The 13,498-nt window shown below is 36.4% G+C and carries 17 protein-coding genes; 3 read left to right on the top strand and 14 right to left on the bottom strand.

Annotation, left to right across the window (positions count from 1 at the left end; translation table 11 throughout):
- Positions 1 to 21: 21 nt before the first annotated feature.
- On the top strand, positions 22 to 1,050 hold the full coding sequence (locus tag OZP07_RS09120; protein ID WP_281638089.1) for a methionine synthase: 1,029 nt from the start codon (positions 22 to 24) through the stop codon (positions 1,048 to 1,050).
- A gap of 364 nt (positions 1,051 to 1,414) precedes the next feature.
- On the opposite strand, the gene OZP07_RS09115 is transcribed toward OZP07_RS09120, so the two are convergent.
- The gene (locus tag OZP07_RS09115) at positions 1,415 to 2,407 is read right to left on the bottom strand and encodes a bile acid:sodium symporter family protein (protein ID WP_281638088.1); all 993 of its coding nucleotides are present in this window, start codon (positions 2,405 to 2,407) and stop codon (positions 1,415 to 1,417) included.
- 161 nt (positions 2,408 to 2,568) lie between these two features.
- Between OZP07_RS09115 and OZP07_RS09110 the strand changes: the two genes are divergently transcribed.
- Positions 2,569 to 3,021 (top strand): Lrp/AsnC family transcriptional regulator, encoded by a 453-nt coding sequence (locus OZP07_RS09110; RefSeq protein WP_281638087.1) that lies wholly within the window; start codon positions 2,569 to 2,571, stop codon positions 3,019 to 3,021.
- 42 nt (positions 3,022 to 3,063) lie between these two features.
- Here OZP07_RS09110 and OZP07_RS09105 read toward each other — a convergent pair whose 3' ends face one another.
- The 9 genes from OZP07_RS09105 to OZP07_RS09065 form a co-directional block, all read right to left on the bottom strand.
- Entirely contained in the window at positions 3,064 to 3,471 is a 408-nt protein-coding gene (locus tag OZP07_RS09105) for a 6-carboxytetrahydropterin synthase (protein WP_281638086.1), read from the bottom strand.
- A 19-nt stretch (positions 3,472 to 3,490) separates the two neighbouring features.
- Entirely contained in the window at positions 3,491 to 3,970 is a 480-nt protein-coding gene (locus OZP07_RS09100; RefSeq protein WP_281638085.1) for a hypothetical protein, read from the bottom strand.
- 17 nt (positions 3,971 to 3,987) lie between these two features.
- Complete coding sequence (locus tag OZP07_RS09095; protein WP_281638084.1) at positions 3,988 to 4,743, bottom strand: hypothetical protein; 756 nt, start codon at positions 4,741 to 4,743, stop codon at positions 3,988 to 3,990.
- On the bottom strand, positions 4,740 to 5,165 hold the full coding sequence (locus OZP07_RS09090; RefSeq protein ID WP_281638083.1) for a Fur family transcriptional regulator: 426 nt from the start codon (positions 5,163 to 5,165) through the stop codon (positions 4,740 to 4,742). The genes OZP07_RS09095 and OZP07_RS09090 overlap by 4 nt, the downstream gene beginning before the upstream one ends.
- A complete protein-coding gene (folE, locus tag OZP07_RS09085; protein ID WP_281638082.1) occupies positions 5,166 to 5,816 on the bottom strand; it encodes a GTP cyclohydrolase I FolE in 651 nt (216 codons plus the stop codon).
- Positions 5,813 to 6,334 (bottom strand): dCTP deaminase, encoded by a 522-nt coding sequence (gene dcd, locus OZP07_RS09080; RefSeq protein ID WP_281638081.1) that lies wholly within the window; start codon positions 6,332 to 6,334, stop codon positions 5,813 to 5,815. The genes folE and dcd overlap by 4 nt, the downstream gene beginning before the upstream one ends.
- A 214-nt stretch (positions 6,335 to 6,548) precedes the next feature.
- The gene (mog, locus tag OZP07_RS09075) at positions 6,549 to 7,076 is read right to left on the bottom strand and encodes a molybdopterin adenylyltransferase (protein WP_281638080.1); all 528 of its coding nucleotides are present in this window, start codon (positions 7,074 to 7,076) and stop codon (positions 6,549 to 6,551) included.
- Between the two features lie 2 nt (positions 7,077 to 7,078).
- On the bottom strand, positions 7,079 to 8,032 hold the full coding sequence (locus OZP07_RS09070; RefSeq protein ID WP_281638079.1) for a CobW family GTP-binding protein: 954 nt from the start codon (positions 8,030 to 8,032) through the stop codon (positions 7,079 to 7,081).
- Positions 8,019 to 8,387 carry a MerC domain-containing protein gene (locus tag OZP07_RS09065; RefSeq protein ID WP_281638078.1) on the bottom strand — a complete coding sequence of 123 codons (369 nt, stop codon included), beginning with the start codon at positions 8,385 to 8,387 and terminating at the stop codon, positions 8,019 to 8,021. The genes OZP07_RS09070 and OZP07_RS09065 overlap by 14 nt, the downstream gene beginning before the upstream one ends.
- Positions 8,388 to 8,477: 90 nt before the next feature.
- On the opposite strand from OZP07_RS09065, the gene OZP07_RS09060 reads away from it, so the two are divergent.
- Entirely contained in the window at positions 8,478 to 8,867 is a 390-nt protein-coding gene (locus OZP07_RS09060; protein ID WP_281638077.1) for a Fur family transcriptional regulator, read from the top strand.
- Between the two features lie 348 nt (positions 8,868 to 9,215).
- Here the strand turns inward: OZP07_RS09060 and OZP07_RS09055 are convergent, their stop codons facing one another.
- From OZP07_RS09055 to OZP07_RS09040, 4 genes are all read right to left on the bottom strand, one after another.
- Positions 9,216 to 9,545, bottom strand: a complete 330-nt coding sequence (locus OZP07_RS09055; RefSeq protein ID WP_281638076.1) for an ORF6N domain-containing protein — start codon at positions 9,543 to 9,545, stop codon at positions 9,216 to 9,218.
- Positions 9,545 to 11,632 carry a type IA DNA topoisomerase gene (locus OZP07_RS09050; RefSeq protein WP_281638075.1) on the bottom strand — a complete coding sequence of 696 codons (2,088 nt, stop codon included), beginning with the start codon at positions 11,630 to 11,632 and terminating at the stop codon, positions 9,545 to 9,547. The genes OZP07_RS09055 and OZP07_RS09050 overlap by 1 nt, the downstream gene beginning before the upstream one ends.
- 6 nt (positions 11,633 to 11,638) lie before the next feature.
- A complete protein-coding gene (locus OZP07_RS09045; protein ID WP_281638074.1) occupies positions 11,639 to 13,090 on the bottom strand; it encodes a DUF3945 domain-containing protein in 1,452 nt (483 codons plus the stop codon).
- 66 nt (positions 13,091 to 13,156) lie between these two features.
- Complete coding sequence (locus OZP07_RS09040; protein WP_281638073.1) at positions 13,157 to 13,483, bottom strand: helix-turn-helix domain-containing protein; 327 nt, start codon at positions 13,481 to 13,483, stop codon at positions 13,157 to 13,159.
- Positions 13,484 to 13,498 lie beyond the last annotated feature (15 nt).

Raw genomic sequence — 13,498 nt, 5'->3', positions numbered from 1 at the left:
TAATTCAAAAAAAATTTAAACATGAAAAACTTATTACCCACCTCAATTGTTGGCAGTTTACCCAAGCCTTCTTGGCTTGCACCACCCGAAAAACTTTGGTCACCTTGGAAATTAGAAGGCGATCAGTTAATAGAAGGCAAAGAAGATGCTTTGCGCATTTCTTTGCATGAACAGCACTTGGCAGGGCTAGATATAATTAGTGATGGAGAACAAACACGCCAGCATTTTGTAACTACTTTTATCGAGCATTTAAGCGGTGTAGATTTTGAAAACCGTAAAATTGTAAAAATTCGTGACCGTTATGATGCGAGTGTTCCTGTTGTTGTAGGTGAAGTTGCACGTCAAAAATCAGTTTTTGTTGATGATGCTAAATTTTTACGTAAACAGACTAATAAGCCTATAAAATGGGCATTGCCTGGTCCGATGACAATGGTAGATACCTTATACGATGACCATTACAAAAGCCGTGAAAAATTGGCATGGGAATTTGCAAAAGCGCTCAACGAAGAAGCAAGAGAACTTCAAGATGCTGGGGTAGATATTATTCAGTTTGACGAACCTGCATTTAATGTGTTTTTTAATGAAGTAAACGATTGGGGAATGGCAGTTTTGGAACGAGCCATCGAAGGTTTAAAATGCGAAACCGCTATACATATTTGTTACGGCTATGGAATACAAGCGAATACTGATTGGAAAAAAACATTGGGTTCAGAGTGGCGACAATATGAAGAAATTTTCCCAGAAATTCAAAAATCTAACATTGATATTGTGTCATTAGAATGCCACAATTCTTGCGTTCCTTTTGATTTAATTGAACTCGTACGTGGTAAAAAAGTTATGGTTGGTGCAATTGATGTGGCAACCAATACTATTGAAACACCCGAAGAAGTAGCCGCTACCCTACGTAGAGCCCTTGAATTTGTAAATATCGAAAATTTGTATCCTTCTACAAACTGTGGTATGGCTCCGTTATCTCGAAGCGTAGCTAGAGGTAAGTTAAATGCTTTGAGTGCTGGTGCAGCAATCATACGCAAAGAATTTGGGATGTAGTTCCAATAGGCTATGTTCCAAAATTTACAGCATTTGATTTGGGCGTGTCCCTCGGCAGAAAAGCCTCGGGTCGGGCTATACGTTCCCGCTTTTTTTTTCTGGGCAAGAAAAATGCCCAGCAAAAAAAGAGCTCCACTTCTATCCCAATGTCATTAAGTTAAGGAATTACTCTTTTTATTTTCACGCAGATTTTGCAGATTTACGCAGAAAAATGAGGAAAAAATCTGCCGAATCTGCTGAATCTGCGTGCTGTTTTTTAAATTTTTCCCTTAACTTAATGACATTGACTTCTATCCCTCACCAGTAACTCACAAAAGGCTGTCCTTTTTAGAATTAAGCTCTGAAAAGAAACAGCATAACTAAATTATACTTCTTTTCGTCGAGCCATACGCTGAGCGATGATGCTGGCGGCAATTAATTGCAAGGCATGGTAAAGCATAAGTGGCAATAATATGATGCCGGTGATGGTACTGTGCTGAAAGAGTACTTTTGACATGACCGTTCCGTGTACCAATGACTTTTTGGATCCGCAAAATAACACCGTAATGCGGTCTTCATCTGAAAAACCAAGCAATCGACTCAGTAGTCCTACGCAAAAAAATACGGCAAAAAACAAGACCATCATTGCTGTGGCAAGCCCAGCAAGTTCAAGTGTGGTGAAGCCTTCAAAAAGATGTTCAGAAAATGACTTACAAAAAGACGTGTAAATAATGGTAAGAATAACTCCTTGGTCAAAATATTTGAGCTGTTTCTTGTATTTTTCGGCAATGGCACCAAAACGAGAATTAAGACAGATGCCTACAATTACAGGCAACAAGACTTGAAAAATCAATTTAAAAAAAACATCAGTAACATCAAAATGACCTGTTGCAGATGCTATGAAAAGCCCAACCCAAAGTGGCGTAACCACAACTCCAATCAAACTTGAAATGCTCGCATTAAAAATAGCCGCAGGAATGTTGCCCTTGGCGATAGAAACCATAACAACAGAAGAGGAAACTGTGGATGGTAAAGCTGCCAGAAAAAAAACACCCAACCAAAGCAACTCAAAGCCAGCGTTGATGAACAAGGGACGAAATGCCAAAACAATGAGCGGAAAAAACAAAAAGGTTGTCAACTGAACGACAATGTGCATTTTCCAGTTGGCAAGCCCGGATTTTAGTTTCTCAACACTCAGTCGCAAGCCATAAAACAAGAAAATAAACGACACGCCTACATTGGCAATATCCTCCAGCGAAACAGGTTCTTTTATCAAGCCTGGCATCGGCAAAAAATAGGCCAGCAGAATCATAGTGCCTATCATTAACAGGAAACCGTCCAAACCTACTTTACTTAAAACTTCTAATAACTTCTTCAATGTGCTATTTTTTTTAGATTTTTGTACTGCAAAAATAAGTTTTACAGGTTGCTAAATCTTCTAATTTATTAAAATAAGGTTTTTGTGTTGTTTTTCAGTATATTTGAAGATTATTATTCTTTTTTATAAATTAATTCAACCTTTTTTAAGTAAAATATTCTATGGAGCAGATAGACAATATTGATCTTCAATTACTAAATATACTTCACGATAATTCTAAATTCACGGTAAAAGAACTAGCAAAGATGGTAAATCTTTCGGCATCGCCAGTTTTTGAGCGAATTAAAAGATTGGAAAACAATGGTTATATTAAGAAATATATAGCACTGCTTGATGCAGAAAAATTAAACAGGGGATTCATTGTTTTCTGTAATATCAAACTTAAACAGCACGATCGTACTATTGGAAATCAGTTTGTTAGTGATATTATGAAAATAGAAGAAATTGTGGAATGTTACAATATATCAGGCGATTACGATTTTTTAATGAAAGTTTCTGTCAAAGACATGAAGCATTATCAGGATTTTGTGTTTAATAAATTGGGATCAGTTGAAAGCATAGGGAGTACCCAAAGTACTTTTGTTATGGCGGAGATAAAAAATCTCTACGGATAGGCTAAAGGAAAGCTTATTGGTCAAATGAAAATCGTATTTCTGTTACTCCCCAACCTCTACATAATTCTTATCCGTTTCATAAAGTGTAATGGCTAGTTTGTTTTCCTGTGGAAGCAATGGCTTTAAAATCCGAAAAATGACCCAAGCAAAATTTTCGGTAGAAGCTATTTTGTCTTTAAATTCGGGACAATCGAGGTTGAGGTTTTTATGGTCAAAACGAGTTTCTATTTGCTCTTTTATAATCGTTCCGAGAACTTTCATATCCATTACATAACCAGTTTCTGGATTGATTTCGCCAGTGATTTTTACAATAAGTATAAAATTATGTCCGTGATAATTGGCGTTGTTGCATATCCCAAATACTTCCTTATTTTTTTGGTCAGACCAATTGGGGTTGTGCATTCTGTGGCAAGCATTAAAATGGGCTTCTCTGCAGATTGTGGTTTTCATTGCTTGTTTTTGTTAGGTTTTATTCTAAAATTTCATCGTATTCGCTCACAACCAATCCTTCTACGGGATGAAAATGGAGTTCTATTTTTTGGTTTTTGAAGGCAATCCAGAAAGTCGAACTCAATAATTGACCTTTTTCACTAATGGCTGTTATTTCCTGAAAGGTATCAGTCAATATAGATTTCCAAATTTCAAATGTGCTAGCTTCCACTTTTTGAAGCCTTATTTGTCGTAGAAATTCGGTTTGCAAACTGGTTTTATATTTCTCAAATTCAAATTTGCTGGTAATTGCAATTCCAGAATCATCCTCATTAAGTTTAAAAACTAAAGAAGAATTGTCATCAAAAACAAATTCAATCACATCTATAAAACTATAATGTTCGTCAGGATTTGATGTGTTTATCCAATAATAATAGAAAACCGAAACGATTTTATTTTTAGAATTAAACTGTTTCAGTAGTTGAATTTCTTCGGCATTTAGATAGGCTATTTTTTGCATAACTATTTTTTATTTTATTATAAATCTTTAAAAGCGGGTGTTTCCAAAATAGAAATATCAAAAGGTTCATCTTCTAATTCATTCGTATTTACAACCTGAAAATTTCGAACATCTACCATATCATTAAATTCTGGTGAAGTGTTAATGATGATGCCTCCCAATAAAAAAATACGTTTACACGAAAACTCTTTTTTAGATATTTTGACTAGCAATTGTATTTTTCTATGAATTTCTTCGTAGAAAACTTCTGTGATTTCTTTTTTGGGATTCTGTGCCTCTAGAATTCTTTGTTTATAGAACATAACGGTTCGTTCCAGTAATGCTTGTTGGTAATCTATTTCCGAATTTATGGGTAAATAAACTTCATTTTGTTGTTGTAATCGTTCTAATCCAAGCATTAATGCACCACAACTATTGGTTAGTTTGCGTTGTCCTGGTCGTCTCATTTCTCCAAGTACTCCAGTATCCGAAATGCCAATATGTGGACCATAAAAAATAAATGCATCGCCACCATCGGGAATGTGGTGTGCAAAGGCGACCATTCCGGTAAGTCCGGAATACGGCAAACCGCCCAAGCCACCCATCGTGAAAGGGCGTGCCAAAACTTTTCTAAAATCGGTTGAAACATTCACATCATCGGAACATAGCGAAGTGGCAAAGAGCATTTTTGAGAGGTCGGATTGGTATTCTTTTTCTAAAAAAGCCAAGTATTTATTCGTAACAATTTCGCCGGTTTCGGCATTGGGATATTCGGTTAATACAAATTGATTCATAATGTATTTGGGTTTTTATTCTGACAATTTTCGCAAGTACCTTCAATTAATAAATTCATCGTTTCCATTTTGTTTTTACCCAATAATTGAAGGTATTCTATGGGCAAATTGGGCAGCGAAACTACGTTATCACAATCCTTGCATTTAAAATGTGATTTGCCATTGCAATCGGGTTTATGATGGTTGAAAACATAAATGGATGTGCCGGATGCGTTGCAAAATTTTTCTAAAATTCCTTTTTCAGTATAAGTTTGCAAACTCCTGAAAATGCTGGAGCGATCGTGTTTTTCATCCAATATTTTTTCTAAATCTAATAAGCTAAAAGCCTTTTCAGAACCAAGAAAAATAGCCAAAACATCCAATCTGTTTTGGGTAATTTTAAGTTCGTTTTCTTTAAGAATTGCTATGGCTTCTTGTGTCATTTAAATCATTTTAAAAAAATCATTTCGAATTTGGGTATCGGCAAATTGTCCGCCGTATTCAATAGTTGTAGTTTTGCTAGATTTATCGTTTACGCCACGAGTAGAAACACACAAATGCTCGGCTTCGACCACCACAATCACATCATCGGTTTGGAGAGCCGTTTTCAGTTCGTTAAAAATTTGCATCGTCAATCGTTCTTGCACTTGGGGTCTTCGCCCAAAATATTGCACAATCCGATTCATTTTTGACAACCCAATCACTTTGCCCGAAGAAATATACCCAATGTGAGCCTTGCCAATCATAGGCAAAAAATGATGCTCGCACGAAGAGTTGAAAGTAATATCACTCTCAATGAGCATTTTGTTGTACTCATATTTGTTATCAAAAACCGAAATTTTGGGTTTGTTTTTGGGGTCTAATCCCGAAAAAAGTTCTTTAACATACATTTTTGCCACTCTATAAGGCGTACCGCTCAAGCTGTCATCGGTTAAATCCAAGCCTAATTCTTCCATTATTTTTTGATAATGAAAGGATATGGCTTCTATTTTTTGGTCGTCTGTTTTATCAAAAGCGTCGCTACGCAAAGGTGTTTCTACCGAGGTGCCAATGTGATTGTCACCAAGTGTGTCGGCTTTCTTTTCATTTTTCATTTTTCAAAATCTTTAAATAAATAACTCGGCTGAATGCTATTGTTTTTTTGATATTTTCCGCTAGTGTAGGTTTCAAATTCGCCTTCGATAGCGTGGTAATAAATTTGGCAAACATCAATATTGGGGTAAATAATCAAGGGTTGAATGACAAAGATTTCCAGTGTCCAATAGCCCTCAAAACCCACATCGCCAAAGCCTGCCGTAACGTGAATAAACATTCCTAAACGGCCAATACTGCTTCGGCCTTCTAGCATTGGCACATAATTTTGGGTTTTGGTATATTCTACGGTTCTGCCCAGATACAGTTTATTGGGTTCTAGCAACAAGCCCGACTTTGGAATGCGAATCATCGCTGTTTTATGCTCCGTTTTCATATCCAAAATTGTATTGTCATAGACCAATAATTCATCGTGCAATCTCAAATTATAACTATTGGGATTGAGCTGTTTGGCATCGAATGGTTCAATCGAAATATCTGTTCCGAGTTTTTTTTCTATTTCTTTTCCGCTTAAAATCATTTAGAATGGGTTTTTATAGATTATAATTTTCAATTGTCAATAGATTTAACTCATCAAAGTTTTTTTTTAATTTTTTTTGCCACAGATTTCAAATATTTTTGCATGTATTAACTCCTATAATTTTTGTTTTGATTCACCACTACCATTGTGAATCCTTCCGAGATAGTTTAATTAAAAGAATAGGCAATGAATTTCAATTTTTTATCCTTCCTATCTATTTAGGTCTAAAAATTTGAATAGTTTCTGGGTTGCAAATCATAAATGGGCCTTCGAGCAAATCGACACAATAGGGTATGGCTGGAAAAATGGCTTTCAAGCAAGGTTCAATGGCACTGGGCTTTCCGGGAAGATTCACGATTAAGGTTTGATTCCTGATTCCAGCTGTTTGTCTGGATAATATGGCGGTGGGAACTTGTTTTAGACTTTCTGTTCGCATTAATTCTCCAAAACCGGGGAGCATTTTTTGGCAGGCTTTTTCGGTAGCTTCGGGTGTTACATCTCGAAATGCTGGGCCTGTTCCACCCGTGGTAAAAATCAGGCTACAATGTTCAACATCCGATAAATTGATTAATTTTTCGAGAATTAATGCTTCTTCATCAGGAATTATCAAATAGACAAAATCACACCTATTGTTGGTGTATTGGTCAATTACTTTTCTAATTTCTTGTCCAGACAAATCCTCATAAATTCCTTGACTGGCTCGGTCAGAAACGGTAAGGATTCCAATTTTTATCTTTTCCATTTTTATAGCAATTGAAGTTTTTTATTTTTAACAATAGCACTTTTGAGTAGGCGTTCGATGGTTTTTAATTCCAGTTCTTTTCCAATAAAAACCAATTGACTTTTTGAAATGGTTTGGTTTTTTGATAATTCAATCACTACCGATTTGCCTGTAGTTTGTACCAAGGCCACTTCATTGTCAGGCGTTAGCACATAGCCTTTTATTCTATAAATCTGATGGTAATAGAGATACATATTTTTAAAAAGCTCGTATTTTAGTTTCAGCACATCAAAAAAATCATCCGTTTCATAGAGTATGGTTTTTATTTTATGCACACTTTCAGACTTGTAAAGAGTATTTGGTGCAACTGCTTTTTGGCTATTTTCAGTTGCTAAAATCGTTCGGTCTAACGAGCCATCATTAGATAAAACAATACTAGAATACGGATTTATAGAGGATATAAATTCTTTTATTTGAGTTAAAACTTCGGTTGCAACCCGTTCTGATTTATTGATGACAACAACATCGGCAGCAACAATTTGTTTTTGCACTTCGGGATTATTGTCTTTATAAAAAAGGATGTTCTCTGCATCGACTAGGGTTATAATTTTCTTCAAATCAAAAGCTTCTGCCACAAAAAACGAGACAAAATTGGCTGCAATCTCTCCAGCATCGGTAATACCGGTGGTTTCTATAAACAAATTGTCGGGTTGGTTTTTTAATGTGTGAATGCGGGTTAAAACCTCAAGCAATTGGTTGTTTATGGAACAGCAAATACAGCCATTGGTAAGTTCATAAACAGAATCGAATGTTCCGTTTACAAGCGTGGCATCAATGTTTATTTTGCCAAATTCGTTTTCTATAACTACGTTTTTTTCGGTAACAAATTGAGATAATAAATTATTCAATACCGTTGTTTTGCCCGAGCCTAAAAATCCGGTTAGGATATACACCTTTATTTTTTTAGTTTGCTCCATTAAACCGTGATTTTGAATGTGATTTATAATTCAAAAGATGTCCGAATATCATTCCGATACCGCCAATTAGAATCATTTGTGTGTTGATTTTCCAAATGATTTCTAAAACAACCCCAATTATTATTATGATTATGGACGAGGCAAGAATGAGTTTGACTTTTTTAGAAGTTTTGCTCATCACTATTTTCGAAACCACAAACATTCCAATGCAGGCAAAAAAAATATCTATCCAATGCGTGTCTGAAAATCCAAATGGAATAATGCTTAAAATTGGAAAAACCAAGCAGTGAATTAGACATAAACCCGCACTCGAAATTCCTAAAATATCTAAAACTACTATTGATTGTTTCTTCATTTTCGTGTATATTTGTTTAATGCAATTATGTTGCAAATATACTTGTATTTTAATAAACGCAACAAAGTTGCGTTATTATTTTTTTAAAAAATGAAAACAACTAGAAATACGGCTTCTAAAACAGCTATTTTAGAGTTAATAACACATTCTGATGTGGCGTTATCGCACATAGAAATTCAAAAATTAATAGGCGATTTATGTGATAGAGTTACTATTTACAGAGTTTTAGACCGATTGGTCAACGAAGATGTGATTCATAAAATTGCTACTCCAGACGGTACGGTAAAATACGCGAGTTGCCATCATAATCACGACAATCATCAGCATACGCATAATCACGTACATTTTAGTTGCGAAAAATGCCTTTCGGTAACTTGCTTGGATTCGGTTGAACCGTCGTATAAAATTCCGGATAATTATTTAATAAAAGAAGTCAATTTTACACTATCAGGATTGTGTCCTGATTGTATTGGAAAATAGTTAGTATTTATTATGAAGCTTTCAGACTGCTCTTTTCTGGCAGCCCAACCATCAGAATTATTTATAATAGAAAGATCAGACTTCTTTAAAATAGTTCCTGAATTTCAAGAATTTGCTAAAAATACTACCAATTCATCAAATTTGCATCTATACCATTCTCAAATGAGGACTTATATGTTTCTTGGTATGAAGACCATCGACCGATTAAAATGGATAATGGATCACGAATCTAAACTCTTGATAGAATTTCAAGCAAAACTGTCGCCCCTTATTTAGGAATGACCAACTCAATATTAAGCAAATTAAGAGCAAAACTCTAAAATCGTTGTCCTATACGTTTATATTTCCTCAAAGGCATTTCATTATCTCAATGCTTGTTTTTACGGCAACATCGCTGTCGAGTATTGCTGAAAGCATAAGGAATATAGCGCATCTCTCATAATTAAAACTTGAGGTCACAAATTGTGACCTCAAGTTAATTGCGTCAAATTCATCCTGTGTCAATTGAAAACAAAAGGATTCAGGAAAGCGGTCTATATTACGCTTTACCGCCTGATTGAAGACTTTGGTTTCTACCTGATAAATCATTGCGAGATCGTTGTCGAGCATAACCTGTTGCCCTCTTATAGTATAAATTCGATTCTCAATTTCCTGACGGGTAATGATAGAATCACTCATTATTTCTTCAGAAATTTAGATTTTTCAAATTCAAAAGAGCTTTCGGCTTTCTCATTTAATACGATATAAGCATCGAATTTCTTTCCGGCTTTGCTTTTCATTCCTTTAATGAGAGAAGTTTTTCCTTTGTTGACAAGGCATTCTATATCGGCTATACTGATTTGCACACCACATACATTTCTGAATTGTACCCAGTTGCAGACCTCATCAAGGCATTTGACAATTTTGTCCCTAATAATGAGATGCTGTTTTTTACATTTAGGACAAACAAGCTTGGGCAGATTTTCTTTAGCAATGGACGTTTCCAATAATTCATTGGTAATGGATGTTGCGTAGGCTTCCATTTCTTTTTGGAAAGCTTCCGCATTACTTTCGTTATTTTCAATTTTTAATAAAGCTAGTTCCCACTCTGCGGTCATCGCTACATCGGCTATTTTCTTATCTTTGATCAGTTCGTACACCTGCAATCCCTTTGCGGTAGGTATAAGGGTTTTCAATTCCCTTTGGATATAATTACGGGTAAACAAGGTTTCAATGATGGCAGCCCTAGTAGCGGGTGTACCGATACCTATGCTTTTTAATGCCTTACGCTCTTCCTCGTTCTCTATTTCCTTTCCGGCAGTTTCCATAGCTGATAAAAGTCCTGCTTCGGTATAAAGCACGGGTGGTTTGGTTTTCTTCTCCAGGACCGAGGCATGTTTAATTTTGAGTTCATCATCTTTTTTCAGTTTGGGTAATTCCTGCAGAAGTTCGACATCATCATCTGAAAAACTGCCTTTAATGTAACGCCAACCTGATTCCAATATCTTACAGCCTTTCAATACAAAATCATAATGTAGAGCCTGTAAAGTAATATCGGTTATTTCTTTAGTACAGGCTTGGGAGGTAGCTTCCAGCAATCGAAAGGCAATCATATTGTAAACTGCATTTTCCCTTGCCGATAAAGCCGAAGGGATTTTGTCCGTAATCAGCAGACCATGATGATCGGTAACACGAAGATCATTTACAATACGTTTATTGAAATGTCCCCATTTCAGTTTGGTTACCGCTTGCTTGAAAGCTCCCATATTCTGCAAAGCTCTGATAAGGTTAGGAATCTCTCCCCACATATCTTCTGGAATGTATTTACTTCCGGTACGCGGGTAAGTAATAAATTTCTTTTCATACAAGCTTTTGGCAATGTTCAGGGTTTCTTCAGCTGTCAGGTTCAATTTTTTATTAGCTTCCTTTTGCAAACCCGTCAGGTCAAACAGCAAAGGCGGCTGTTCCGTCACGTTTTTGGTTTCTACAACCGTAACCGTAACTGTATTGCCATTTCTTTCGATTGACTTTAATATATCTTCCGCCTGCTTTTTATCTTCCCATTTGTTTTTGGAAAGGCTTTTAAAGTCTGTGAACTCTTTTGTATGGGACAACTGTATCTGCCAGTATTGCTGCACCGAAAAATTTCTGTTTTCCTGATAACGCTTACATATCAAAACCAGTGTAGGTGTCTGCACTCTTCCGAGCGAATAGTTGCCGTTTCCTGCGGCAATACTCAATGCCTGCGAAGCATTGATACCCACTAGCCAGTCAGCTCTGCTCCTACCCTGCGCTGCCTCATATAATCCGTCAAAATCGCTGCCAGATTTCAGGTTGTCAAAACCCTGCTTGATTGCCTTTTCGGTTAGCGAACTAATCCAAAGGCGTTCAAACGGTTTGTTGCATTTCAGATATTCATAGATGTAACGAAATATCAGTTCACCCTCACGTCCAGAATCAGTTGCTACAATAATCTTTTCACTACGGCCAATGAGCTGTTCAATTATTTTCAGTTGCTTTAATGCTCCTGTATCTGCCGTATAGCCCTTGTCTTTTTTTGTCTTGCGAACGGTTAATAAAAAGGGATTGGGCAGTATTGGCAGAAATAATTTCTGAAATCCAGAAATGCCATAATCTTCCGGCATACCCAATCCTACTAAATGTCCAAAAGCCCAAGTAACAAAGTAGCCATTGCCTTTCAGGTAACCATCATTCTTTTCGGTGGCTCCTAACAAGACGGCTATTTCTCTTGCTACACTTGGTTTTTCTGCAATAACTACTTTCATCACACATTACATTTTACGTCCTTTGGATTTGGCAGGTTCTTGAGCAGCTTCCTGTTGTTCCTGCTGTTCCTTGCTGTCGGGATTTTTTTGGCCTGATTTTAAAGGCTCTTTGATATTCTTTGTTGCTTCATTGGTTTTACCTTCTGAATTAACTTCTGTTTGTGTTTTATGAGCTTCAGTAGGCTTCGCCTGTTCTTTAACCTTATTCGGATTTTGAAAAGAGAAATCTGTTTTATTGGTTTCCTTGTTAAAGGTGATGTAACCATTATATTCCTTACCTTTCTTATCTACCAATCCACTGACATAAACAGTTTGTCCGTCTTTGAATTTCTGATATTGCTCCTTATCCAGCTCTTTGTCCCTAAAGGTTTTCGGAGCTTCCTGCGATTGGGCTTGCTGATTACCTTGCGTCTGCTTATTGGAGTTACCCCTGTCAAACAGAAACTCTACAAAACGTTTATCAGCATTGAATTGTACAGTTGCATCAAACGCAGTTCCTTTTTTGGAAGTCATTCCTTCAATATAAAGTGGCTTACCCTCTATTAGAATTTGCTTTTGTACATCATCTAGTTTCACGCCTTTAATCTCATCAGGGATTTTGATTTTGTCTGTTCGCAGTGCAACAAGCTCATTGGTGAGCCTATCCACACTGACAATAGACGGAATGGTCTCATTCGTTTTTGGATTGGTTAGATTGACCACACGGCCCATATTGCCTGTCTGGAGCAGATTCTCTTTATCTTCCTTACTGAACTCATGACCAAAAAAAGCAAAATTCAGATTAGGTTCTTTGCGGATACCATGAATTGCAACCACAACCGCCCCTTCATCATTTTGTTGCAGAGACAGCCGTGCATCCATACGGGTAACGGCAGTGCCGAGATTAAGGCTTACTGGTACAAGCTCATTAGTTTTAAAACCTCTCAATAAAGGATCAAGGAGGTTCATCTTTTCGAGTTTTTCTTTATTCAGTCCGAAATTGTTCATTGTTTCCCAGTCAATCTGTTCTGGTTTGTAGCGGTATTCACCTGTCTCTGATGTTGTCTGTGTTGTTTTCATACTATTTTTATTTTCTTGTTTATTATTTTGAACTAGTTCCGTTTTCACTTCGTGTTGCTTCATTAGTTGTTCTCCTTCAAATGTTGGATGATCTACCTGTTTTTGCATTTCTTTTGCCATATTAATAGCCAATGGTACAGGGACTTTGAAGAACGAAAAATTGGTAGGGTTCTTCAACTGGCTGAAGAAATTAGAGAAGAAGTTGGAAAAGAAATCACCCTGCTTATCAACCCGCATAAACTGGTTTTGGTTCTTCTTTGTAGGGTCAACGGTTTCCATCTTGCCATTTTCATCGATTCCCTTTACAGCCTGAATTTTCTTTTTCTCTTTATCCAGCACCAGTAATATCTCGGATAATTGTTCGGGAGATTGCGGTTTATCTAAAGTTTGTTCGCTCATAATTTGAAATTTTTAAGTTTGACATCGAAATTAGAAGAGGCTTTCACTTTTTTGTGCTAACTAGCATCAGTTGGCGCTATTAGTCACCCGTTGGCTTTTGATTTTGGGCATGGAAACAGTAAAGCTTTCTCTGACGAACTGATGAACATCTGAGAGCTTATAATAAATTTTTCCACTAATTGTGTAATAGGGCAATTTGCCAGAAGAACGGTAACGCTGTAAGGATCTCGCGCTTATCTTCAGCATCTGCAAAATATCTTGATTATCTAACAACTCTTCTCCATCAATAACAGCAAGTTGATTTTTATCTCTGTTTACTATTTCCATAAGGATATCGAACCGCTCCATTATTCGCTCCATCCAAGCCATAAATTCTATTCTGTCAACATTCATAATCAATATTTTAGG

The sequence above is a fragment of the Flavobacterium marginilacus genome, from assembly GCF_026870155.1.
In the GTDB taxonomy this organism is placed as follows: Bacteria; Bacteroidota; Bacteroidia; order Flavobacteriales; family Flavobacteriaceae; genus Flavobacterium; species Flavobacterium marginilacus.
The sequence above is the reverse complement of the archived record's forward strand: the minus strand, read 5'-3'. Positions and strand labels throughout refer to the sequence as shown.